The sequence below is a fragment of the Methanobacterium aggregans genome (assembly GCF_017874455.1).
Lineage (GTDB): Archaea > Methanobacteriota > Methanobacteria > Methanobacteriales > Methanobacteriaceae > Methanobacterium_C > Methanobacterium_C aggregans.
In genome coordinates, this window is the sequence record NZ_JAGGLN010000001.1 from 305899 (window position 1) to 328351 (window position 22453).

General features: G+C 38.1%; 25 protein-coding genes. 14 read left to right on the forward strand and 11 right to left on the reverse strand.

The features are described 5' to 3' along the window. Window positions 1–39 precede the first annotated feature (39 nt). The 4 genes from rd (at window position 40) to J2756_RS01495 (ending at window position 2580) form a co-directional block, all read left to right on the forward strand. On the forward strand, window positions 40–201 hold the full coding sequence (gene rd / locus J2756_RS01480; protein ID WP_209581591.1) for a rubredoxin: 162 nt from the start codon (window positions 40–42) through the stop codon (window positions 199–201). 62 nt (window positions 202–263) lie between these two features. After that, window positions 264–773, forward strand: a complete 510-nt coding sequence (locus J2756_RS01485) for a ferritin (protein ID WP_209581593.1) — start codon at window positions 264–266, stop codon at window positions 771–773. 363 nt (window positions 774–1136) lie between these two features. Further along, a complete protein-coding gene (locus J2756_RS01490) occupies window positions 1137–1814 on the forward strand; it encodes a peroxiredoxin (protein ID WP_209581595.1) in 678 nt (225 codons plus the stop codon). Window positions 1815–1962: 148 nt separating this feature from the next. Then, complete coding sequence (locus tag J2756_RS01495) at window positions 1963–2580, forward strand: superoxide dismutase (RefSeq protein WP_209581597.1); 618 nt, start codon at window positions 1963–1965, stop codon at window positions 2578–2580. A gap of 105 nt (window positions 2581–2685) precedes the next feature. On the opposite strand, the gene J2756_RS01500 is transcribed toward J2756_RS01495, so the two are convergent. Continuing rightward, window positions 2686–2847, reverse strand: a complete 162-nt coding sequence (locus J2756_RS01500) for a rubredoxin (RefSeq protein WP_209581598.1) — start codon at window positions 2845–2847, stop codon at window positions 2686–2688. Window positions 2848–3138: 291 nt separating this feature from the next. Between J2756_RS01500 and J2756_RS01505 the strand changes: the two genes are divergently transcribed. Then, complete coding sequence (locus tag J2756_RS01505; protein WP_209581601.1) at window positions 3139–4437, forward strand: phenylacetate--CoA ligase family protein; 1299 nt, start codon at window positions 3139–3141, stop codon at window positions 4435–4437. A 132-nt stretch (window positions 4438–4569) separates the two neighbouring features. Beyond that, complete coding sequence (locus tag J2756_RS01510) at window positions 4570–5001, forward strand: ACT domain-containing protein (protein WP_209581603.1); 432 nt, start codon at window positions 4570–4572, stop codon at window positions 4999–5001. A 102-nt stretch (window positions 5002–5103) separates the two neighbouring features. On the opposite strand, the gene J2756_RS01515 is transcribed toward J2756_RS01510, so the two are convergent. From J2756_RS01515 to proS, 6 genes are all read right to left on the reverse strand, one after another. Then, entirely contained in the window at window positions 5104–5319 is a 216-nt protein-coding gene (locus J2756_RS01515) for a hypothetical protein (RefSeq protein ID WP_209581605.1), read from the reverse strand. Between the two features lie 102 nt (window positions 5320–5421). Continuing rightward, window positions 5422–6129 (reverse strand): zinc-ribbon domain-containing protein, encoded by a 708-nt coding sequence (locus tag J2756_RS01520; protein ID WP_209581608.1) that lies wholly within the window; start codon window positions 6127–6129, stop codon window positions 5422–5424. Between the two features lie 134 nt (window positions 6130–6263). Then, entirely contained in the window at window positions 6264–7055 is a 792-nt protein-coding gene (thiD, locus tag J2756_RS01525; RefSeq protein WP_209581611.1) for a bifunctional hydroxymethylpyrimidine kinase/phosphomethylpyrimidine kinase, read from the reverse strand. Further along, complete coding sequence (gene cofC, locus J2756_RS01530) at window positions 7048–7743, reverse strand: 2-phospho-L-lactate guanylyltransferase (protein WP_209581613.1); 696 nt, start codon at window positions 7741–7743, stop codon at window positions 7048–7050. Before cofC ends, thiD begins: the two co-directional genes overlap by 8 nt. A gap of 186 nt (window positions 7744–7929) precedes the next feature. Then, the gene (locus tag J2756_RS01535) at window positions 7930–8634 is read right to left on the reverse strand and encodes an ARPP-1 family domain-containing protein (RefSeq protein ID WP_209581615.1); all 705 of its coding nucleotides are present in this window, start codon (window positions 8632–8634) and stop codon (window positions 7930–7932) included. A gap of 111 nt (window positions 8635–8745) precedes the next feature. Further along, entirely contained in the window at window positions 8746–10155 is a 1410-nt protein-coding gene (proS, locus tag J2756_RS01540; protein ID WP_209581617.1) for a proline--tRNA ligase, read from the reverse strand. 627 nt (window positions 10156–10782) lie between these two features. Between proS and J2756_RS01545 the strand changes: the two genes are divergently transcribed. From J2756_RS01545 to J2756_RS01575, 7 genes are all read left to right on the forward strand, one after another. Further along, on the forward strand, window positions 10783–11826 hold the full coding sequence (locus tag J2756_RS01545; RefSeq protein ID WP_209581630.1) for an NAD(P)-dependent glycerol-1-phosphate dehydrogenase: 1044 nt from the start codon (window positions 10783–10785) through the stop codon (window positions 11824–11826). Between the two features lie 279 nt (window positions 11827–12105). Next, window positions 12106–12537, forward strand: coding sequence for a UPF0179 family protein (locus J2756_RS01550; RefSeq protein WP_209581632.1), 432 nt, complete (start codon window positions 12106–12108; stop codon window positions 12535–12537). A gap of 152 nt (window positions 12538–12689) precedes the next feature. After that, window positions 12690–13364: a ribose-5-phosphate isomerase RpiA gene (gene rpiA, locus J2756_RS01555; RefSeq protein ID WP_209581633.1), complete on the forward strand. Its 675-nt coding sequence runs from the start codon at window positions 12690–12692 to the stop codon at window positions 13362–13364. Window positions 13365–13591: 227 nt separating this feature from the next. Then, window positions 13592–13915 carry a DUF488 domain-containing protein gene (locus tag J2756_RS01560; RefSeq protein WP_245315873.1) on the forward strand — a complete coding sequence of 108 codons (324 nt, stop codon included), beginning with the start codon at window positions 13592–13594 and terminating at the stop codon, window positions 13913–13915. A gap of 172 nt (window positions 13916–14087) precedes the next feature. Beyond that, complete coding sequence (locus J2756_RS01565; RefSeq protein WP_209581635.1) at window positions 14088–14561, forward strand: flavodoxin family protein; 474 nt, start codon at window positions 14088–14090, stop codon at window positions 14559–14561. A 112-nt stretch (window positions 14562–14673) separates the two neighbouring features. Continuing rightward, entirely contained in the window at window positions 14674–15591 is a 918-nt protein-coding gene (locus J2756_RS01570; protein ID WP_209581638.1) for a prenyltransferase, read from the forward strand. Window positions 15592–15904: 313 nt separating this feature from the next. After that, a complete protein-coding gene (locus J2756_RS01575; protein WP_209581641.1) occupies window positions 15905–17017 on the forward strand; it encodes a chitobiase/beta-hexosaminidase C-terminal domain-containing protein in 1113 nt (370 codons plus the stop codon). Window positions 17018–17112: 95 nt separating this feature from the next. Here J2756_RS01575 and J2756_RS01580 read toward each other — a convergent pair whose 3' ends face one another. From J2756_RS01580 to J2756_RS01590, 3 genes are read right to left on the reverse strand one after another with little or no spacing between them, the layout of a single operon-like run. Beyond that, window positions 17113–17907, reverse strand: a complete 795-nt coding sequence (locus J2756_RS01580) for a metal ABC transporter permease (RefSeq protein WP_209581643.1) — start codon at window positions 17905–17907, stop codon at window positions 17113–17115. Continuing rightward, window positions 17907–18677 (reverse strand): metal ABC transporter ATP-binding protein, encoded by a 771-nt coding sequence (locus J2756_RS01585; protein ID WP_209581646.1) that lies wholly within the window; start codon window positions 18675–18677, stop codon window positions 17907–17909. The genes J2756_RS01580 and J2756_RS01585 overlap by 1 nt, the downstream gene beginning before the upstream one ends. A 32-nt stretch (window positions 18678–18709) precedes the next feature. Further along, window positions 18710–19612 (reverse strand): metal ABC transporter solute-binding protein, Zn/Mn family, encoded by a 903-nt coding sequence (locus tag J2756_RS01590; protein WP_209581649.1) that lies wholly within the window; start codon window positions 19610–19612, stop codon window positions 18710–18712. Window positions 19613–19796: 184 nt separating this feature from the next. Between J2756_RS01590 and J2756_RS01595 the strand changes: the two genes are divergently transcribed. Further along, complete coding sequence (locus tag J2756_RS01595; RefSeq protein WP_209581652.1) at window positions 19797–20180, forward strand: CopG family ribbon-helix-helix protein; 384 nt, start codon at window positions 19797–19799, stop codon at window positions 20178–20180. Here J2756_RS01595 and J2756_RS01600 read toward each other — a convergent pair. Further along, window positions 20177–22315: a thioredoxin domain-containing protein gene (locus tag J2756_RS01600; protein ID WP_209581655.1), complete on the reverse strand. Its 2139-nt coding sequence runs from the start codon at window positions 22313–22315 to the stop codon at window positions 20177–20179. The two genes, J2756_RS01595 and J2756_RS01600, sit on opposite strands and share 4 nt — an antisense overlap. Between the last annotated feature and the right edge of the window lie 138 nt (window positions 22316–22453).

The window sequence follows — 22453 nt, forward strand, 5'->3', positions numbered from 1 at the left end:
TTGTAGTTAAATTGCTTTAATGTGAAAGGAGGATGTTAAATGAAAAAATTCATATGCACAACCTGTGGATACGTATACAACCCCGAAGAAGGAGACCCAAACGCGGATATTGAGCCAGGAACAGCCTTTGAAGATCTACCAGATGACTGGTGCTGTCCACTCTGCGGAGTTGGAAAGGAAATGTTCCAGGAAATGGACTAAAAAAGGGATCAAACCTTACTTTATTTTTTAAATGTAATTTAAATACATATGGGGGTATTTTAATGGAAGAAAAAATGCAGGATGCCCTGAACAGCCAGTTAAATGCAGAGCTTTACTCATCATATCTGTACCTGTCCATGGCAGCATATTTTGAATCAAAGGACATGGCAGGTTTTGCAAACTGGATGAGGGTTCAGGCACAGGAAGAACTTGCACATGCAATGAAATTCTATGATTATCTCGCACAGAGGGGAGGTAAAATTATGCTTACCCAGATAAGTACGCCTCCAACAGAATGGGAATCAGATATTGCAGTTTTTGTGCACGTTTACGAACATGAGCAGATGGTAACAGGTCTCATAAACAAACTCGTGGATCTTGCACTTTCCCTGTCCGATCATGCAACAAACAACTTCCTGCAGTGGTTCGTGGCAGAGCAGGTTGAAGAAGAAGAATCTGCAAGTGGAGTACTTCAAAAACTCAAATTGATGGGAGATGCTCCCGGTGGAATATTCATGCTTGACAGTGAACTTGCAAAAAGGGTTTACAATCCTCCAGCAAGAACAGCATGAATCCCAGGTTGCAGATTTTTAATCAAGGAATACACCTGTTTTTTAATTTTTTTATCTGATCCATATCTCTTTTTTTAAGAAATCCTTTTTTCATGGAAATCCTTTTTAAGAACTGATTCAATACTTTTGAATGAAAAAAGAAAATTTAAAACTACTTAAAAACGTTAAAAGGAATTTTTTTCATTTTAAATATTATTATTAAATTGATCACTTTTCATTTTAACACCATCCCTATTTTTAAGGCTTAATTTACATTTTAATGGATAAAATGTCCTTTTCAGATTAAAATTGAAATTAATAATAAATAGAATTAATAAAGATAAGTATTCTAATATTAAATATGAAGGAATGGGGGTTTAAAAAATGGGTGAAAAGGTGTACGAATTAAGGCGTATTAAAAAGGAAGGTAAAGGAATGCCCCTTATAGGGGATGAATTTCCTAAAATGGAGGTTAAAACAACCCAGGGCATGATGAAGCTGCCCAAGGTATTTAAGGGGAAGTGGTTCGTTCTATTCAGCCACCCTGCAGATTTCACTCCAGTCTGTACAACTGAATTCATTGCATTTCAGAAGAGGTATGAGAAGTTCAGAGAACTTAACTGTGAACTTATAGGCTTGAGCGTTGACCAGGTTTTCTCACACCTCAAATGGATAGAGTGGATGCAGGAAAATTTGGACACAGAAATAGAGTTTCCTGTAATAGCAGATACTGGAGAAGTAGCTCACACCCTTGGATTAATACATCCTGCCAAGGCAACAAATACTGTTAGAGCAGTGTTCATAGTGGACCCTGAAGGAATAATAAGGGCAATACTTTATTATCCCCAGGAACTTGGACGTAACATGGATGAAATACTCAGAATGGTGGAAGGACTGCACAAGGTTGATCATGAGGGGGTTGCAGTCCCTGCAAACTGGCCTGAAAATGAGTTGATTGGTAAGGGAACAATAATTCCACCACCAAATGATGTTGAAACAGCCAAAACACGGAAAGAAAAATATAAATGCTTTGACTGGTGGCTCTGTTACAGAGAGGAATGAACTGGTTGAATGGACATATTGAATGGATTATTGATTATGAACTAAATGATCGATGTGACTATTTGAGTAAAGGCAAGGAAATTGGGATGTTGAATAAAAACTGAATAAAAAATATGTTTTTTTTTATGTAAATAGGAGGTTTGTATTAATGGAAAAAAAATTTTATGAACTACCTGAACTTCCCTATGGATACAAAGATCTGGAACCCTACATATCAGAGGAACAGCTGAAAATACATCATGACAAGCATCATCAGGCCTATGTGGACGGTGCAAATGCACTGTTGAAAAAATTTGATGAACGTGGTGCAGGTGAAGAATTCGATCTCAAGGCAGTTTCCAAGGAACTATCCTTTCATGTTGGAGGTTTCACACTTCACAAACTCTTCTGGGCCAACATGGGGCCTGCAGAAAAATGTGGGGGCGAACCAACAGGGTTGATAGCAGAATACATAGAAAAAGACTTTGGAAGCTTTGAAAGATTTAAAAAAGAATTCACTCAGACCGCAGTTAGCACTGAAGGTTCAGGATGGGTTGCATTAACCCTCTGCAGAGGTACAGACAGGATATTCATAATGCAGATAGAGAAGCACAACGTCAACGCAGTTCCAGGCTTCAGGTTGATGATGGTACTGGATGTCTGGGAGCATGCATACTACCTTGACTACCAGAACAGAAGACCCGAATTTGTGGAAGCATTCTGGAACCTTGTAAATTGGGATGAGGTAAACAGGAGAATGAAGGTCTGGCTGGACTCACCCCTTTAAATAGTTCCAGTTCCCAAATTTTTTATTTTTTAAAAATCTTTAGTTTTAAAACTTTTTAAAAATCTTTCATTTTTTAAAGCTAATCTTAAACATTTCCTCCTATAATTAACCAATGGCCTGGAAGCGAATTTTACCGGCCCCACAATTTGGGCAGTGCCAGTCATCGGGTAGATCCTCAAAAGAAACGCCTGGATCAGTTTTGGTTCTAGGTTCACCAATTTCAGGGTCGTATATGTACCCACATACCTTACATTTGTACCTTTTCATATTATTCCCCCAGTATCTAATGAAAATTCAGATTCTACTTTGAATATCTCCTTTTTTTAATAATGAATGGAATATAATGAAATTTTAATTCAAATCAAAACTATGAATGGTTCTTCACATAATTATATGAACCTTTTAATTATTAGAATTAATCAATTGAAACAAATTATTTTAACAGATTCAATTTCAGCGTAAGGTATAAGTTTAGTTTTCATAAACCTAATTACTGGATAAAAATTTAATTTAATGATAAGTTTATTGAAAATATTTAATTGAAAGCAGGAGATGGACATGATCTGGAATAGTGAAGCAGAATGTATGTCTGCAGAGGATACAAGAGAACTGCAGCTTAAACGATTACAGGAAGTTGTTAAGAGGGCCTATGAAAATGTTCCCTACTACCAAAAAAGATTTTCTGATGTTAATGTATATCCAGAGGATATTGAAACCTTAGATGATATAGAAAAACTTCCATTTACAACAAAAACAGATTTAAGGGATGCATATCCATTTGGAATGTTTGCGGTTTCACAGGATGAAATAGTTGAGGTTCACACAACATCTGGAACCACAGGAAAACCAACTGTATCAGGGTACACTCGAAAGGACCTGGATATCTGGGGAGAGGTCATGGCAAGGGCACTGACAATGACAGGTGTCAAAAAAAGTGACAGGGTTCAGAACAGCTATGGATACGGACTTTTCACAGGGGGTATGGGAGCTCATTACGGCGGACAGAAGATAGGAGCCACTGTCATACCAATATCTGCTGGAAACACAAGAAGACAGCTTGAAATAATGCAGGACTTTGAAACAACAGTTTTAACATGCACACCTTCCTACGCACTCTACCTTGCAGAGGTTGCAGAAAATGAGGGCATAGACACGGAGAAACTCAAACTCAAGGCTGGTTGCTTTGGAGCAGAGATGTGGACCGAAGAAATGCGCAAAGAAATTGAAAAAAGACTTCACATACGCGCCCAGAACGTCTACGGATTAACTGAAATTATGGGTCCAGGTGTTGCAATGGAATGCGAAGTCCAGGAAGGACTCCACATCTTTGAAGACCATTTCTACCCTGAAGTTATGGATCCTGATACACTGAAACCTGTTCCTGATGGTGAGAAAGGTGAACTCGTTCTCACAACACTTACAAGGGAAGGAATGCCAGTTATAAGGTTCCGTACAAGGGACATAACAGCCCTCAGAAGGGGAAAATGTGCATGTGGAAGGTCGCAGGTAAAAATGGACAGAATAACAGGCCGTTCAGATGACATGCTTAAGGTCAGAGGAGTTATAGTGTTCCCATACCAGATAGAGAAGGCCCTACTGAAAATCGATGGACTTGAACCCCACTACCAGATCATAGTCACAAGACCAGAACAGCTGGACGAACTTGAGGTACAGGTTGAAGCATCACCAGCACTCTTTTCTGATGAAGTGAAACATATAGAAGAAGTTAAACGTAACATTGAAAATATAGTACACAGTGAAATTGGTTTAAGGGTCACAGTAAACCTTGTTGAGCCAAGAACACTCCCTAGAAGTGAAGGGAAAGCTGTGAGGGTCATTGATAAACGTAAATTTTAATTCAAAAATAAGGGTTTTATAATTTTACATGAGCTCTAAATGAAATCATGTAAACTATTCGGAACCCATTAAAATTTTGTATTTTTGAAACGAAAGGAAAATAATGCAAATATCAAGAAAAGGGGAATTGAAATGAAGTTGAAACAAATATCCGTATTTCTGGAGAACAGAAAAGGAAGGCTGCAGAAAGCATTGAACATAATTTCCAATGCTAAAATCAATATAAGGGCTCTTTCAATAGCAGACACATCTGAATTTGGTATTTTAAGAATGATTGTTCCTGAACCAGATAAAGCCCAGAAGATACTTGAAGAAAATGATTTTGTTGTTAAGGTGAACGATGTCATTGCTGTAGGTGTTCCAGACAAACCAGGCGGACTTGATGGTATTCTTGAGGTTTTAAATAAAGCAGATGTAAATGTGGAGTACTTATATGCCTTTGTTGAGAAAAAATGTGAAAATGCCATTGTTGTCATTAGAACAGAGGACATCGATACAGGTATAAAGGTACTTAAAGATGGTGGAGTGGCAATGCTCTCACCAGAAGAAGTCTACACCCTTTAAAAACTTCTTTTATCTAATTGTAAATCATAAATTTCATTTTTTTTTGTTTAAGGGTCACAACACTGGTGTGGGAATTTTTCAAGGTAAATTAAAACTTGTTTATCAGCCCTGTTTATCAATTATGTTTTGTATATCCTCTGAAATTATCTGGCTATCTTCATCCACAGGTATTAAACTTATTTCATCCGCTGATTTTATTCCAACATCCAGTTCTGCTGCCCTTCGTATCTGTTCAAGTTCAAATATAGGGCCCTTTGAGACTTCTTTCGTGGTCCCATAGTACCGTAAAATTGCAACTGCCACAGCATCAACTGCCACCCTATCAGTACCCGCCAGAAGAAGATTTGAGTTTTATTTTAAAGATTTACATTAAAAAGAATTTGAAGATCTAATAATAACCTTAAAAAATGTGAAAATAATTCAGATCATTTCAAGGTACTTCCTCTTAATTTCATCAAACTCTTCCTGGGTTATGGCACCAATATCCAGAAGTTCCTTGGCCTTTTTTATTTTCTCAACTGGATCAACTTCTACATGTTCATCAGGGGCCTTTTCAGGGGTTTCTGGTTTAAGAATCTCCTCTTGGGGTTCAGTTTTAACTGAAACACTTTCAGTGGGCACTTCTTCAACAGCTGCTTCAGTTTCCTTGTAAGATTCCATTTCCTTTTCAGAAGTTTCAGGTTCATCTGCATCTTCAAGCTTTTCAAGAAGTGATCCTTCACTTTTCCTGGACTCTACTTTTTCTTCAAGTTCTTCAGAAGGTTTCACTGTCACTGGAACCTCTTCACCTTCATCTGGGGCAGACACTGTGACCTCTTCACCTACCACTGGTTCTGATTCAAATTTTTTACCACAAACAACACAGAACTTGGCTGTTTTAAGATTTTTAGATTTACACGAAGGACATAACTTAAAATCGGAGTCTATAGATTTTATTTGAGGTTTTTCCTTCTCTGGGGTTTTGATCTCATCTAATGGTTTTCCACATCCAACACAGAACTTGGCTCCCTCAGGATTTTCTGTCTGGCATGAACTGCAAATTTTAAACTTCAATCCAGCATCACTTTTAATTGGCTTTCCACTTCTTTTTGCATCGAGCATTCGTTTTATTTCTTCATTTGAAACCATAAAAACCACCTAAACTATCCATATTTTTTTAAAAATTTAATATTAAACATATACATCCAACAGTAAACCCAATCCCTTTTTAGTAAACTCCATAATTCCATTTTAAATCCATTGAACATGGGCCATGGAGTAATTTAAACTGATTTAAGATTGAATTGTACTGGATCCTCAAATTTCCACATCTGATTGAGGGTACCTCTGCTTCCATGCCTTATACTTTCCTTTACAAATTTACCAGCAAACTTTATTGATGATCCAGTGTCCCAACCCTTTGAAAGCATTGCTGTAACTGCAGATGAATAGGTGCAGCCACTGCCATGGGTATTGTCACTCTCCAATAGTTCCCCCTCAAAAACCTGAATGGAAGAATTGTAAAAGATATCTGAGCCCTTAAGGTGACCTCCAGTTACAACAACTTTATCACAGTACTTACCTATCTCAAGTGCAGCTTCAACTGCATCTTCTTCATTCTCTATCTTCATGCCTGAAAGTATCTCTGCCTCGTGGATGTTGGGTGTTGTGAGTACTGCAAGGGGTAAAAGATCTTTTTTAAGGGATTCTGCAAAGTCTTTTTTGGATAAAGATCCTCCAGAACCTGCAACCATGACAGGGTCAACCACGAGTTTCAGTTTATATTCCTGAACCTTTGATGCAATGGTTTTCACTATCTCTGGGGAGTAAAGCATTCCTGTTTTAGCGTAGCCTATATCTTCCCCTTCAAGAACTGTGTCCATCTGTTTTTCAATAAATTCAGTGTCAACTGGGAGTAATCCTGCAACATCATGAACGTTCTGTGCAGTTAGGGCTGTTATAACTGCTGTACCATAAACTCCAAGGCTTTCAAAGGTTTTAATGTCATTTAAGATTCCAGCCCCTCCAGAGGGATCGAATCCTGCTATTGTCATGGCAATGGTTCTTTTATCCATCTTTCAAGCTCCTTTTAACATGGAGTCTTTCAGAGCCATGATTGGACTTCACGTAGAGACCTAAGTTTTTTAAGAATTTTTTGGCCGCTGTTCCAGAGCCATGTATCATGATCTCCCCAAGGTCCTCTGCTGTGTTAACATCCAGGGACATGTAAAAGGAATCGTAGATTCCATAGGACATTCCATGGGATTTGGCTTCGTTGATATGTTCAAAGAAGCTGCACTCCCCAAATTTCATTTCAATTCCCTTTGATGGACAGAGAAGTGCATTGGTTCCCCCGCCCTTAGCAGGTGCTATCACCATATCAAAGGTTTCACCCATCTTAAGAAGTGCCTGCACATGTCCCGGTTTTATGAGTGGAACATCGGAGGGTACAACAATCACGTTACTGCAGCGGCTGCAGCACCAGGCCATGGCCTGCATCAGGGCACCGTTTAAATCAGTTGCACCCTCTTCTTCAAGGGATACAACCCCCATATCTTTAACGAATTTCAGAACATCATTATCTGAGCTTATAACAACAACTTCTCTAACAACATCCTTTAAAACAGTGATAACATCATTTAACATTGCTTTTAAAAGATTTTGACGTTCTAATTCTGTTAAAGTAGGTGATAAACGTGTTTTTGCATCTGAAAATTTGGATACTGGTACTATTGCAAAGGTTTTGCTTTTATCTATCTTCATATCAATGAACCCTTGGTTTTATCTTTTTAAAGTTTGTTTAATCTGAATTTGGCACATGAGGGGGCATCATGAGAAATTTCTTCCCAATTTTTTGATGCATCTAATATTTTTTTTAAACAGGACTGTTAAGAAACACTACTCATGGAACCATTAATTTGGAAAATTCCAGCAGATGATTGTTTTCCATTAAATTCCAGTTAAATTTTTTACCCAATCATTGAAATTGTTCCACATATCTGAAAGACTGGATGAAGAGCTGGATGTTGTGGTCTGGTTCAGAGTTGCTATTTCATCCTGTGTCACACCAAACTGTGCCATAACCTCAGATTTAGCTGTATCAGCGTCTTCTTTAAGTTTTGAGAATCTTATGTTCTGTTTGTTTGCAAGTGCAACTGGTTCTCCAGTGTATATATTCAGATCTCCACCAGAAAATATCGTCCATATCTTGAGCTGAGCATCTGTAGCATTTTGAACATCAGATGGATTTGAATTATCCACAATTTCTTTAATGGCATCTGAAGCAGTTCCTGCACTTTCAAGTTTCATTCCGCTGTAAGCTCTTTGAGCTGGTTCAAAGCAGTAAGCTTTGATATTTGCAGTTGACTGGGCTGTTACTTGCTTATCTTCTGCAGTTACTAAATCCTGTGAATCATTACTTTTTAATAGTTCGCCTTTTTCAATTTTTAACGTGTTTTTACCATTGTTTTGCACTTTAACCACATGTGGAACTGTTCCTGCAGATGTACTTTGAATTATGACCACATCACCTTGATCGTATGCCTGATCCAGGCTTATCCCTTCTATTTCTCCTGTTCCAGAGTAGCTCATAACTCCGAAGACTGCTGCAAATATAACAATTATGGATACAAGAAGAATTACCCTGAAATTCATGAGTTACCCCCGTTCAATATCTTTTTATATCTTTATTCCTTTTTTTTTAAATGAAGGCATAATTCAAAGGATATATTAATTCAAATGAATCAATTTATTCATTTAAAAGGTTTAATAGGTTTTTGCCATAAGGGCAATGTGTTTTGCAGGTTTACCACAGTTCATGCACACTTCATCTGCTTCAGATTCACTTTGAATTCCAAGTATGTCAACGTTGACCTTTTCCTCCAGATCCTTACCACATGTTTCATCCCCACACCATCCAAAGGAAATGATCCCACCATGCTCTTCCAGGGTCTTTGAGACTTCATCAATGTTTTCAACGGCTCTGATCTTATCTTCAAAGGAGTTCCAGGCTTTTTTGTTCATATTTATATTTATTTTTTCCATCAAAGCATTTATATCCATTATGAAACTTTCTGGATTGAAATCCATGAACTCCTTTTCACCGTTGTCACGTCTAACAGTTACAACCTTTTTATTTGCAATATCCCTTGGACCAACCTCTAACCTAAGGGGTACTCCCCTCATTTCCCACTCGTAGTACTTCTTACCAGCTCTTATATCCCTGTCATCGAAGTGAACCCTGAATCCTTCATTTCTAAGTTTTTCCTCAAGGTTTTTGCAGAAATCAAGAACTTCTTCTCCTCCCTTCTTGAATATGATTGGAACTACCACGATCTGGTAGGGTGCAACTGCAGGTGGGAGGCACAATCCTCCCTCATCTCCATGTATGCCTATGGTTGATGCTATGACCCTGTCTGAAAGTCCATAGCATGTCTGGTAAACATATTCATGTTCTCCTTCAAGGGTTTCATAGGTGATATCAAATGTTTTTGCAAAGGTCTGGCCCAGATTGTGTACCGTTGCAATCTGCAGGGTTTTACCATCTGGAAGCAGTGTATCAAAGGCCATTGTGTAATCTGCACCTGGAAACTTATCCCACTCTGGTCTCTTACTTATGGTGTATGGAATTCCAAGTGCATTGAAGAAGGTTCTGTATATCTCAAGGGCCCTTTCAACCTGCATATCTGCCTCTTCTTTGGTTGCATGTATTGTGTGGGCTTCCTTGAAGGTTGTGATTTCCCTTACCCTGATTAAAGGTCGTGTATGTTTGGTTTCATAACGGAAGGTGTTCACCACCTGGTAGAACTTCATTGGAAGGTCTGTGTGTGAGCGCACCCAGAGGGAGAACATGGGATACATTGCAGTCTCACTGGTTGGTCGCAGTGCAAGTTTTTTGTTGAGTTCGGTGAGTCCACCGTGTGTTACCCAGTAAACTTCGCTTTCAAACCCTTTAACATGTATAGCTTCCTTCGCAAGTTCGTCTTCAGGTATTAAAAGTGGAAATAGTACTTCCTCATGATCCTCATCCAGTATCTCTTTAAGAATGTTAAGGGTGTATTTTCTTATTTTAAAGCCCTGAGGCAACCATACATGCATTCCCTTTATTGGATATCGTGTGTCAATTATTTCTGCTTCTTCTAGGATGTTGTGAAACCATTCGCTGAATTCTGTCATTTATTCACCATGTTGTTTATTGGACTGCCGGTGTTCATATCGTACCCATGAAGATTCGATCTGCAATCCCCTATGAAATCTGTAATTAGAAATTTTTTTTTTAGATAAAATCCTTTGGAGTTTTGACTCCTGAACTTAATATCAAAATCTTGTTTAGAACTATTTAGGAGTTCTTTGTATTTCATTGTTTTTTATTATACCTTTGAATTTTTAGTATTTATTTTTTGAATAATAAATTTTTGGAATAAAAACTCCCAGAAACTATGAATAAATCTCGGAACTATGAAAAAAAGTTAGAATCAGATGTTTTTAGATAGATTTTTTTTAGATTGATTCATTTTATTCAAGGTAACACTCATTTTTCAGTAGTGGCTCTTTTTACATATAATTCACATCATAAAATTAGGTTTTCAAAGAACATGGCTTGAAATAAAAATTAAATCAAAAATTATTTTTATCCTTGTGTTAAAAATATTATAAAGAAAAAAGAAGTTTTAAAACTTATTTCTGAATAAGATAACTCTGAATAAATATATCAAGCAATTGAATGGAATTTGTATAGTGTAACCAATAAAAATATTTGAATAGATGCATTTTTTTAAGAATTTAAAATGAAGGGATGATAAAATGGATTTTAGAAAGATTCAGCTTCCAAGGGAAATCCACGCAGGAGCTGGGGTTATAACAGAAACAGGTGCTATTTGTAAGGATCTGAAGGTTGAAGGTAAAGCACTGGTTGTAACAGGACCCAGAACCATAAAAGTTGCAGGGGAAAAGGCAATTGAAAGTCTTCAAAGTGAAGGTTTTGATGTGGAATGTGTTACAATTGACACTGCATCCAAGGATTCAGTTCTGGAGGTTCAGGATGCTATGGATGATGTTTCAATAGTTCTGGGTGTTGGGGGAGGCAAGGTTATAGACACTGCAAAACTTGCATCCACCAGATCAGAACTGCACTTCATAAGTGTGCCAACTGCAGCATCCCATGATGGAATAGCATCACCAAGGGCTTCAATAAAGAATGAGGGGGGAAGCGTGTCATTGAAGGCAAAACCTCCAATAGGGGTCATTGCAGATACAAAGATAATAAGTCAGGCACCCTTCAGGCTCCTTGCAGCAGGATGCGGAGATATAATCTCAAACCACACATCCATACTGGACTGGAAACTGTCCTACAGACTTCTCAATGAATATTTCAGTGACTCTGCAGCAGCACTCTCACTTATGACTGCAGAGATGACCACAAAATCAGCAGATGCCATTAAAGAAGGCCTTACAGAAAGTGCTGGGCTGGTTGTGAAGGCTTTGATAAGCAGTGGTATTGCAATAAGCATAGCTGGTACAAGCAGACCTGCAAGCGGTTCTGAGCATAAATTCAGTCATGCCCTGGATATTGTTGCACCGAAACCTGCACTCCACGGTGAACAGTGTGGTGTTGGAACCATAATGATGATGTACCTCCACGGTGGGGACTGGAAATTTATAAGGGACACTTTAAAAACCATCAAAGCACCAACAACTGCAAAGGAAATGGGAATAAAACCAGAGTTCATTATTGAAGCTCTTACAAAGGCACACACAATTCGGAAAGAACGATACACAATACTGGGAGACCGTGGTCTTACAAGGGAATCTGCAGAAACACTTGCAACCACAACTGGAGTTATTTAACTTCAATCATCTTATTTTTTGATCATTTCAATCACATGAACTTTTTTTTGATGTTTTTGGAATCAGGAGGGATTTTTTTCTTTGTAAAAATTATGGATTTCTTCTTTTGAATCATATCAATTTAAAATAGTGCTTTTTTTAAATATGGCTCAAGTAACCTAGATTTATATAATCTTATGGATATAATAATTTCAATGTAGTTTGATTCACTTTAAATACATCATAATATTTAACAAATTAATATGAATAATTGGGAGTTGTCCCAGGAATGATGATAACATGATAACACTCATTGGAAAAAATCTTGCAAATAAAGGACTTAAATTCATGCATTACGGAGCTTCTTCTCAATGTGAAAGGTGCAGATTTAAAGGCACATGCATAGACGCCCTTGAAAGCGGGCGAATGTACATAATAAAGGATGTTAAAGATGCAGAACAACCATGCTTTGTACATGAAGGTGGAAAGGTTAAGGTTGTTGAGGTTGATAAAGCCTACATAAAAACAGCAGTAGACTCTAAAAAAGCTTTTGAAGGCTCTAAATTAGTTTTTAACCCGCCAGAATGTGATGAAGAATGTTCCATGAGAGACCTGTGCTTTCCAGAGGGACTCTACATAGAAGATAAATGTAAAATAGTCAAAAAGGTTGGAAAAGTAAGGGATAAATGTGCAAAGGGATACGATCTCACAACGGTACTATTAAGATACTGAAGTTTACATTTTACCCTCAAAAAAACATGGTTATTACAAAGTAGAGTAAGATCATTCAATAAAAACTAAATAAAAAAAAGAGATTTAAAGAAGCTAAAATTTGTTAAAATATAACATTGATGAATTGCATTACAATTAAAGAGGAATTATTTATGGAACTTAAAAAACAGGTTGGATACGAAGCTGCAAAGCTTGTTAAGGACGGGGATATTGTTGGACTTGGAACTGGATCCACAACCCTTCACTTCATTGAAAGACTTGGAGAGCGGGTGAAAACAGAGGAACTTGACATAATGGGAGTTCCAACATCCTATCAATCCTTCTTCCTTGCAAGGGACCTTGGAATCAAAATAACAACCCTAGAAGAGAATGACGTTGACATAGCAGTTGATGGTGCAGATGAAGTTGATCCAGACTTGAACCTGATAAAGGGGGGCGGTGCAGCCCACACACTTGAAAAGATAGTTGATTCTTCAGCAGAAAGGTTCGTTGTTGTTGTGGATGAATCAAAACTCGTTGAAAAACTTGGAAAAATGCCCATACCCCTTGAGGTAATGCCCGCAGCTTACAGAGTTGTTTCAAACCGTTTAAGAGATATGGGTGGTGTACCATCAATCAGAATGGCTGAGAGAAAGGACGGCCCTGTTATAACCGATAACAACAACTTCCTCCTTGAAGTTGCCTTCAATGAAATATCAGACCCAAAATTCCTTGAAAAAGAATTAAATTCCATCCCTGGAGTTATTGAGAATGGAATTTTCTCAGGATACGTTGATGAAGTGCTTGTAGGCACACAGGAAGGGGTTAAGGTTTTGAAAAAAGGTTAATGTTGAATAGATCCTTGAATTGAATTGTAATCTGGATAAAAACATTAAAGATTAACTGAAAATCCCATAATATTTCCTTTTTTTATATGAACTCCATTACTTACTTATAAATGCTTTTTTTATGCGAAATTTCTAAAACTTTTTTTAAATCTATTTTTTTCATTGAATTGGGCTTACCCTAAAAATATCTAAAAATTAAAATATTATTCACTACATAAATAGTTAGTATGATCACCATCAAAAGAGCCTACTTACCTCCAGAAGAAGAAGATGGTTTCAGAGTTTTGGTGGACAGAATATGGTCCAGGGGTGTGTCCAAGGAGGATATAAAGTTAGATTTTTGGATGAAGAACGTAGCCCCCAGCAACGAACTGAGAAAGTGGTTTGCCCATGACCCTGAGAGATGGTTGGAGTTCAAGACCAGATATCTGGATGAACTTAAGGATAAAAAAGAATTAATTGCACACTTGAAGATCATAGAAAAGTTTAACAAGACTCTGACTCTTGTGTACTCTGCTCAGATGAAAAACACAACAACGCAGTGGTTTTAATGGAATTACTTAAGAGACAACCAATGGTTGTTAAAACAGATATTTCAAGAATTCATGGTTAATTAAGAAAGCTCTTAAATCAAGTTTCTTAAGCAATACAAACTTAAAAATCGTAAAAAATGAAGGTTAATAGAATCATGGCTTATTAACATTTTATGGGGGGTGAGAATCCATGAAGATGATTATCATCTACAAATCCTACCACCATATGAACACAGAGAAGGTGGCCAGGGCCATGGCAGAAACCATGAATGGAGATCTTGTAAGGGTTGAAGATGTCAAACCCAATGAACTTGAAGACTACGACCTTATTGGTTTTGGTTCAGGTATCTATGGAGGTAAACCCCATAGGGACATCCTAAAACTTGCGGAGGAAATGCAGCCCATGGACAAGAAGGTGTTCATTTTTTCAACCTCTGGCATTCACGGGGAAAACTATCACCACATCCTTATGGAAAAGTTGAAGTTCAAAGGTGCTGAAATCCTGGGAGAGTTCAACTGTCCTGGTGAAGTCCGCCCACTTGGATTAAATCTGGACTTGAAAGGCCCATTAGGATGGTTTATGGGTAAGAATAAGGGACATCCTAATGAAATGGATTTGAATAACGCCAGAATCTTCGCAGAGGATATTCTTAAATCCAGATGAGCTTTATTAAAAAATAATTCATCTAAGTCCAGAAACTGCTGTAATTCCCACAGGGTTTAAATAAAGGGTTTTAAGTCAATAGAAGTCACTTTTAATGAGGTAGGTGGTTGAAATGGATATTGATACTCTTCTAAATATCATTAAATTAGGACGTCCCCAGTTTTTGGTTGGGGGTTTTCTGCTTTTCTGTGTTGGAGTGTTGTTGGCCATTCTACTCCATGCAGAATTCATTTTAAATAAATTCCTACTGGGATATACTATCCTATTTCTGGCTCATCTGGCAGTTCACTACAGCAATGATTATTTTGATGCTGATGCTGATGCATTTGCTGAACCAACTTTGATTTCAGGGGGTAGTGGGATTCTGGTTAAAAATCCAGAATTGAAACCATTCTCAAAATGGTTCGCCATTTCACTCATGATCTTATCCCTGGGTTTTGCAGCAATTTTCATGCTTACCTTCTCATACACAGTTTGGTTCTTTTTATTTGTACTCTTGGGAAACTTTTTAGCATGGTTTTATTCTGCCCCACCCATTAAATTAGTTTACAGAAGATTGGGAGAAATTTCAACTGTACTGACTGGAATCATATTGCCTGGAATGGGTTACTTCACGATTATGGGAACACTGGATCTTCCCTTTCTTATTTTTGCCCTGCCACTAACATTTTTACAGCTCTTCTTTATCATCAGTGTTGAAATGCCTGATATGGAGGGGGATAAATTAGGTGGAAAAACGACCCTGATAGTTTCGAAGGGCCGTGAATTTGGGTTTAAACTCATTTTAGTTTCAGGATTATTGTTTACACTTTCATTTTTTGTAATTCCATTCACAGGTTTGTATCCTTCAATCATAGATTTTAAAATATTATCACTTATTTCGTTAATTCCATTAGGTTTGGGGATTTTAGAATTGATAAAAAAACCATTGGATAAAGAATCTGCAACAAAATTTTCCAGTCTGAACATTGCTGCCCTGTTTTTGGTTGTTATCCTAATTGATCTTTACTTCATCTACCTCATCAAATGAAACTACTGGATCATCCAATAGACTTATTCAAAAACTGTTTAGAATAGTAGTTCATTTGGCATTAAATTTCAATTTTTTCAGGAATATATTTTATTTTGTCCCATTTTTTCACCTTCTTTTATAAAGAATACAGATAGGCTTTTTATCTGTAACTGCAGGAAAATGAATTATTAAATAGGATAACATGGCTTTTAATCATGATTTAATAGTTAATATTATATACCATGACTCTTCTTAAATTATTATTAAAACTGAAAAGGAGGGATAATCAATCAAAGGAAGATCGTGTTTTATAATTTTATTGTTGATTAGTTTGGTATTTCTTTTAAGTCTAAGCAGTGCATCTGCAACGAATGTTACAAGCAGTGTTGGTGTTACCAAGAACATTGGCAGTACAAGTTATGGTTACGTGGATAAAACCTACTACGGTAATCAAAGTTCCAAAAAGACAGTTGTGATCATAGTTGGTGTGCATCCACAGGAAAATGGAATACACAATGCTGTTTCCAAGACCCTTGCAAATAAATCAGCTAATCTCACCAAAAGGTACGTTCTCTACAAGGTTACTGTAACCAAGGATACTGGTGACTATAAAAAGAGCAGAATGAATGGACAGTTACTGGCTCAGAGATTCATTGTTCCAGATGTTTCAAGTGAAAACCCCATGCTTGTTGTGGATGTTCATGAGAATCATTATAAAAGTAGTGGTTACGCTTACTGCAGATTTCTGTACCTAATTTCCAACAACGCTAAAACCAAAACCTACGCCAATGAAATAATCAGTACCATGCCGTTTTTAAGGACCTACACCCCACCAAACCATACAAGTCCACAGTACGTCACAGAACCCATTGCAAGCAAGGGCATATCCACCATGATCTACGAAACCTACAACAGTGACTCAACAGCCAAAAAAGCCTCTGATGCAAATGCTTTTATCAACGCTTTAGACAATCAGGTTGGAAACAGTATAACTGCAAGTCCTGCAGGTGGAAACTACTACGCTCCGCAGAAGGTGAGTTTAACTTCAGATAGTTATTCAAGTATCTACTACACACTTGATGGAACTAACCCAACAACCAGCAGTACATTGTACACAGAACCAATCAGTCTAAACACTTCCAAGACCTTGAAGTATATAGGAGTCACTGAATCCGGAGAGTTATCATCTGTAACAACATCTAAATACCAGATATATGTTTTAACCACATATGAATACACAGCACGTGTTCTTGTTAAAACAGTTAGCTACAGAGGATGGAAGAAGGTTGCCTACAAGGCTAAGGTGAAGGTAAGGTACAAAGTCGGTAAAAAGTGGAGATACAAGTACAAATACGTCACAAAATACAAATGGAAAAAAGGATGGATTTCTTACGGAATTTACAAGAACCAAACAAAACAAGGTACGCGCTGGACTTTAACATGAGGTTCAAGAAGTAAATCCATTTTTTTTTATTTTAGATTTTTTTTTAATTCAAATAAAATTTTCACTATTTTTTAAGGTTTTAGTTGAATATGAACTCAATCCTTCAAAAGGGATGCTATTCCAAATGCCACAGCAAGAACAATCACAATCGTGGCACCTGAAGCCAGGTTGAAAACATATGAAAGCCAGAGCCCAGCAACCGTCAGTACCATACCTGTGGCCACGGAAAGGATCATGAGCTTGTTTAGGTTCTGGGTGAACTGCTTGCTTATGGCTGCGGGAAGTGTTAGAAGGGCTATAACAAGGATCACACCCACCACTTTAATGAGAACAACAACGCTCAAAGCCACAAGGCAGAGAAGCAGAAGATAAATACTCCTTGATGGCATTCCAACAACTCCTGCAAATTCTTCATCGAAGGATACTGCAAGAAGTTCCCTGCGGAATAGAAAAACCGTTAGAATTATGGTGATGTCGAGGACTAGCATGATCACGAGATCTGAAGTTGGAACTGTGAGTATGCTTCCAAAGAGGTAACTGAAAAGATCTGGGGCGTATCCTGGTGTTAGGTTAATGAATATAATACCAATAGCCATACCCAGGCTCCATAATATTCCAATTGCAGTGTCCTCACTCACGTTTACCTTTTCACTCAACATCCCCATTCCCATGGCTGAAATCATGCTGAATGGTATTGCTGCAAGCACAGGATTCACACCAAGGAAGTATCCAAGGCCAATTCCTCCAAAGGCAGCATGGGATATTCCTCCGCTTATAAAGACTATGCGTTTTATCACGATGTAGCTACCTACAATTCCACATGCAACACTCACAAGTAAAGCTGCAATCACTGCATTCTGCATGAAGGTGTATGAGAGAAATTCAAGCATTAAAATTCCCCCTCATTATCATGGTGATGTTTTTCAAGTACCCTGTGGGGAATTCCATGGGATATGAGTTCCAGTGGACATTTGTAGATCTCTTCAAGTCCCTCTGCTGATTCCTCAACAGGTCCGTGGTAGAAGAGTTTCTTGTTTAGGCAGGCTATCTTGTTAACCTGCGTTGAAACTGCACCAACATCATGGCTCACAAGGATTATGGCCATCCTTTCATGGAGCTTTGAAAGGAGTTTGTAGAATGAATGCTGCATTTCAGGGTCTATGCTTGCCATTGGCTCATCCAGAAGAAGTATGCGAGGATTTCTCACCAGGGCTCTGGCTATGAAAACCCTCTGCATCTGCCCGCCTGAAAGCCTGCTTATCTGCCTGTTGCGGTACTTTAGCATGCCAACCTCTTCAAGAACATCTTTAACAGCTTTTTTATCCCTGGGGGTGTAACCCTTAAAAAGTCCCTTGTAACGGCCTGTGAGAACAGTTTCAAAGACATCTATTGGAAAATCATGGTCAAAAACAACTGTTTGTGGAAGGTATCCCATGAATTTTCTTGCCTTTTCAGGGGGGTTTCCAAATATTTTCACGTTACCCGTGTCTGGTTTCAAAATTCCAAGAATTAGCTTAAGAAGGGTACTTTTTCCACCACCATTGGGACCTATAACTGCCAAATAATCTTTTTTATCTAAGGATAGGTTTATATCTTTCAGCACTGTCCTGCCATTAACACTGTAATTCAGATCTTTGATTTCAAGAATCTTTTCTACCATATTACTCCCTTAAATAAATTTTTTTTATACTTTCATCCCTTATTGTCCGTCACTGTTTCTGCGAATATGCCTGAAACCCTGTACATGTTATCAAGGTAGTTTTCAGGCATTGTATCAATGGACACAACATGACCCCCTATCTGGTCTGCTATAACACTGGCACTTGCATTGCTGAACTGGGGTGATACGAAGATAACAGTCACATTGTCCTTTTTTGCAAGGGTCACAAGTTCAGCTATGTTTTTGGATGTGGGTTCTTTACCCTCTTTTTCAATGGATATTTGATTCAGTCCATAGTCACGGCAGAAGTAGCCCCATGAAGGATGATAAACCATTATGTTCATGCCCTTATCATCTGCAAGTGTTTCTGTGATGTTTTCATCGAGTTTATCCAGTTCCTGCAGATAGACATCCCTGTTTTTGGTGTAGTAATCCCTGTTTTCGGGATCAACTTCCACAAGCCCCTCATAAATATTTTCCACCATTACTTTGGCATTTCTTGGTGAGTTCCAAACATGGGGGTCGTTGTTGCCCTCATCAGGGTCTGTGCTTTCCATGAGATCTAGGCCCTTGGAACAGTTCACAATGAGCATTTCACTGTTCAAACCTTTTATCTTGTCCATCCAACCGATTTCAAATTCAATTCCAGAACCAACCTCTGCGTACATATCAGCCTGCCCGGCCTTCTGGATTTTACCTGGTGTTGGCTCGTATGTATGGGGATCTGCACCTGGAGGAACCATCACCACAACATTCACCCTGTCTCCACCCACTTTTTTAACAAATTCTGTTTCTGTGGGAATGGTTACAGCCACGGTTACTGTGCTGTTTTCAACTGTCTTTGAATCATTTGAAACCTCATAAACAACAGTTCCAAGAAAGAATATAATAACTCCTAAAAGCATAAAAATTCCAATTATCCTCTTTTTTTTCAAAATCATTCCCCTGAACTTGTTGATTTTTATTCAAATCAAAATTGAAAGATTTTTCCCATTTTAAGCCCGGTAATTGTAATTATTTTTATTTTTATTAATATTTAAAACTTTTTATAATAAAAAATATCAAATTATTTATAAAAGGTTAATAATAATTATCCCTAGAGAAAATGGAAGTGGAACCATGACAATCGTAAGCATATCCCTGAACGACAAGCTCCTCCAGGAAATAGACCATATAAAGGATGAAATGGGATTTTCCGGGAGATCTGAAGTTATAAGGGCAAGTGCCAGAATGTTGATAGCAGACAACAAAGAAAAAGATGAATTAACTGGGGAGATAAATTCTGTGCTGATCTTGATCCACCATAAAAAGGTTGAAGACAGGGTTACAGAGATAAAACATGGATTTGAGGATGTAATCAGCACCCAGATCCACAGTCACCTGAGGGAGAATAAATGCCTTGAAATATTTATTTTAGATGGAAACGCCCAGAGAATGAACCAGTTCTATAAGATGTTTGAAACATCGCCAAAAATGGAATATGTGAAGTTGATAGTGGTTTAAGATTCCATCAGCTTCAAAACATCCTCCAAACTATGGGTAGGTGCGTTGCAGCTTTTATCTGAACATAGGTAAAGTGTTGCCCCACCATCAATCATCCCCTTAATCTCAACTGATTCTGTAACATCTTTTATACCTAAAATATCCCTGTACCTGATTTCAGCCTGGGATTCAATGATTGGGTTCAGTATAAGAACTTTGTTTGGGATGAAGTACTTCCTCAAGTTTTTTAAGATCCTGATGGTATCTTCAGAAAATGGATTTCCAGCTAAAACTAAAGTATATGATGGACCCACCCTGAAATCTAAGGCTTCAATGAATTGTGTGTGGGCTGTTGGAGCCTTTTTAACATTCACTGAGAATGCTTGCTCCATCTCACGAGTTTTCAATTCAAATTCCTGATTTTCAGTTATCTTGGCAATTTTAAGCAGGTTCAGGTACTGAACAGAATTTCCTGAGGGTAATGCACCATCATAGGTTTTTTTCTCCCTGAGGAGTACTTGTTCTGAATCAGAGGCAGTGAAATAGAAACCACCATACCCTTCATCCCAGAAATATTTTAACAAGGTCTGGGTAAGATCCACGGCCTTTTTCAGGTACTTTGGCTTGAAAAGGGCTTCATAAAGTTCCAGAAGTCCCCATACAACGAATGCATAATCATCAAGTGTTCCAGGAATACCAGCATCACCATCTCTGTAACGGTGAAAAAGCCTATCACCCGAGCACATCTCCTCCAAAATAAAATTCATGGCAGATTCTGCACTCTCTGAATAGATATCTCCCTTAAGGGGATCACCAAAAACCTGTGATGCTCTGGAGAGTGCTGCAACCATCAAACCGTTCCAATCTGCAAGTAACTTATCATCCTTATGGGGATGCACACGATTTCTGCGTTCTTCAAAGAGTTTTAACCGTGAGCTTTCTACTTTAGTCTTCAGTTCCTCCAGAGGAACATGATATTTTTCTGTAATGTTATTCAATGGTTCTTTTATGTGTAATATGTTGGCTCCAACATGTTCACCTGTTAATTCACTGCCAAAATTCCCTGTTTCCCTGATGTTGAAGACCTCTGAGATGAGCTCAGCATCTGGACCTAAAATGTCCATGATCTCATTTTTCTTCCAGAGGTAAAACTTCCCCTCAACACCTTCACTGTCAGCATCCTCTGCAGAGTAAAAACCACCTTCAGGAGATTTCATATCCCTTAAAACGTATCTAAAGATCTCTTCTGCAACCTTCCTGTACCTTTGATCTCCAGTTACTTGAAATGCCTCAATATATGCCATTGAGATTAATGCCTGGTCGTAGAGCATTTTCTCGAAGTGTGGAACAAGCCACTTGGGGTCCACGGAGTAACGGTGAAATCCAAAGCCCACATGGTCATATATACCCCCTTCAGACATTGAATCCAGGGTTTTCAGGGCCATTTGAAGGGCATGTTTACTTTCTGTACGTTTCCAGTACCTTAAAAGAAATGTTAGATTGTGGGGTGTTGGAAACTTCTGGAAATCACCAAAACCACCATTTTCATCATCAAATACCTTTGAAAGAGAATAATAGGTTTTGTCTATGGTTCCAGGATCCAGCTTGTCTCCTGTGGTCTGGGAAGATACATCTTCCAGTACCCTTAGCACCTGACGTCCTGAATTTAAAAGTTCATCCCTCTCATCCCTCCATAGATCCCTAACATTCATAACAACATCCCTGAGTCCAACACTCCCATAACCTGTCTCTTTGGGAATATAAGTGCCTGCAAAGAAGGGTTTTTTATCAGGGGTCATGATGATTGTGAGTGGCCAGCCACCTGAGCCTGTCATGAGCTGGCAGATGGTCATGTAAACGCTGTCGATGTCTGGCCTTTCCTCACGGTCCACCTTCACAGCCACAAAAACCTCGTTGATGAGATCCCCTATCTCAGGGTCTTCAAAGGATTCATGGGCCATCACATGACACCAGTGGCATGTTGAATAACCAATTGATAAAAAAACAGGTTTATCCTCTCTTTTTGCCTTTTCAAAGGCTTCATCACCCCACGGATACCAGTCAACTGGGTTCTGGGCATGCTGGATGAGGTATGGACTTTTCTCCTCTTTCAGGTGGTTGTAGATCTTTTCAGGAACATTATCTTTTCCATTCATTTTCAATCCCCCTGGATTTATTGGACTTAAAAAAAAACTTGAAGTAAGATCATATGATCCTTAGATTAATTGGAACTGATTCATGTTAATATTATTATTTTTAAAGAATTTATTTTTATTTATCTTCCCTCCTTCCAT

What these genes read in the sequence shown, in the direction of transcription:
- rd (WP_209581591.1), top strand. Translation starts at nt 40, where the DNA reads ATGAAAAAATTCATATGCACAACCTGTGGATACGTATACAACCCCGAA.
- cofC (WP_209581613.1), bottom strand. Translation starts at nt 7,743, where the DNA reads ATGAAGATAGATAAAAGCAAAACCTTTGCAATAGTACCAGTATCCAAA.
- thiD (WP_209581611.1), bottom strand. Translation starts at nt 7,055, where the DNA reads ATGGATAAAAGAACCATTGCCATGACAATAGCAGGATTCGATCCCTCT.
- J2756_RS01570 (WP_209581638.1), top strand. Translation starts at nt 14,674, where the DNA reads ATGGATATTGATACTCTTCTAAATATCATTAAATTAGGACGTCCCCAG.
- J2756_RS01560 (WP_245315873.1), top strand. Translation starts at nt 13,592, where the DNA reads ATGATCACCATCAAAAGAGCCTACTTACCTCCAGAAGAAGAAGATGGT.
- J2756_RS01500 (WP_209581598.1), bottom strand. Translation starts at nt 2,847, where the DNA reads ATGAAAAGGTACAAATGTAAGGTATGTGGGTACATATACGACCCTGAA.
- J2756_RS01600 (WP_209581655.1), bottom strand. Translation starts at nt 22,315, where the DNA reads ATGAATGGAAAAGATAATGTTCCTGAAAAGATCTACAACCACCTGAAA.
- J2756_RS01495 (WP_209581597.1), top strand. Translation starts at nt 1,963, where the DNA reads ATGGAAAAAAAATTTTATGAACTACCTGAACTTCCCTATGGATACAAA.
- J2756_RS01510 (WP_209581603.1), top strand. Translation starts at nt 4,570, where the DNA reads ATGAAGTTGAAACAAATATCCGTATTTCTGGAGAACAGAAAAGGAAGG.
- J2756_RS01505 (WP_209581601.1), top strand. Translation starts at nt 3,139, where the DNA reads ATGATCTGGAATAGTGAAGCAGAATGTATGTCTGCAGAGGATACAAGA.
- J2756_RS01485 (WP_209581593.1), top strand. Translation starts at nt 264, where the DNA reads ATGGAAGAAAAAATGCAGGATGCCCTGAACAGCCAGTTAAATGCAGAG.
- J2756_RS01580 (WP_209581643.1), bottom strand. Translation starts at nt 17,907, where the DNA reads ATGCTTGAATTTCTCTCATACACCTTCATGCAGAATGCAGTGATTGCA.
- J2756_RS01535 (WP_209581615.1), bottom strand. Translation starts at nt 8,634, where the DNA reads ATGAATTTCAGGGTAATTCTTCTTGTATCCATAATTGTTATATTTGCA.
- J2756_RS01585 (WP_209581646.1), bottom strand. Translation starts at nt 18,677, where the DNA reads ATGGTAGAAAAGATTCTTGAAATCAAAGATCTGAATTACAGTGTTAAT.
- J2756_RS01490 (WP_209581595.1), top strand. Translation starts at nt 1,137, where the DNA reads ATGGGTGAAAAGGTGTACGAATTAAGGCGTATTAAAAAGGAAGGTAAA.
- J2756_RS01545 (WP_209581630.1), top strand. Translation starts at nt 10,783, where the DNA reads ATGGATTTTAGAAAGATTCAGCTTCCAAGGGAAATCCACGCAGGAGCT.
- J2756_RS01595 (WP_209581652.1), top strand. Translation starts at nt 19,797, where the DNA reads ATGACAATCGTAAGCATATCCCTGAACGACAAGCTCCTCCAGGAAATA.
- J2756_RS01565 (WP_209581635.1), top strand. Translation starts at nt 14,088, where the DNA reads ATGAAGATGATTATCATCTACAAATCCTACCACCATATGAACACAGAG.
- J2756_RS01520 (WP_209581608.1), bottom strand. Translation starts at nt 6,129, where the DNA reads ATGGTTTCAAATGAAGAAATAAAACGAATGCTCGATGCAAAAAGAAGT.
- J2756_RS01550 (WP_209581632.1), top strand. Translation starts at nt 12,106, where the DNA reads ATGATAACACTCATTGGAAAAAATCTTGCAAATAAAGGACTTAAATTC.
- rpiA (WP_209581633.1), top strand. Translation starts at nt 12,690, where the DNA reads ATGGAACTTAAAAAACAGGTTGGATACGAAGCTGCAAAGCTTGTTAAG.
- proS (WP_209581617.1), bottom strand. Translation starts at nt 10,155, where the DNA reads ATGACAGAATTCAGCGAATGGTTTCACAACATCCTAGAAGAAGCAGAA.